Raw genomic sequence first — 269 nt, 5'->3', positions numbered from 1 at the left:
GATGGAAGATTTTGGACGAATGGATGCGCGTGTTCGCGCACTACAGAAGCACTTTTACAAAGCAGGTGAAGATATAGAGGGAATTTTAATATCGTCCTCCAAAATTATGAAACGAGCAAATCGCATTGAAACTGTCGAATTAAAAGAAAATTATTCTGAACCGCAAAAAATGACAACATCGGCTCAGTCGCAAACATTGCGTTTTGTTGATGAAGAATAAAATCAAGCAAGCTTCTGAACGATCACAAGTTAAAATCATGTTCTTTATT

At 36.8% G+C, this 269-nt stretch carries 1 pseudogene; it reads left to right on the top strand.

Features of this window, described 5'->3' with window-relative positions:
- Positions 1–220 (top strand): annotated as a pseudogene (locus tag ACFINC_RS11405) (DNA recombination protein RmuC); the annotation flags it as partial.
- Positions 221–269 lie beyond the last annotated feature (49 nt).

It is taken from the genome of Bartonella sp. AP58NXGY (genome assembly GCF_042195785.1).
Taxonomy (GTDB): Bacteria; Pseudomonadota; Alphaproteobacteria; order Rhizobiales; family Rhizobiaceae; genus Bartonella.
This window is presented reverse-complemented; position numbering and strand designations above follow the sequence as displayed.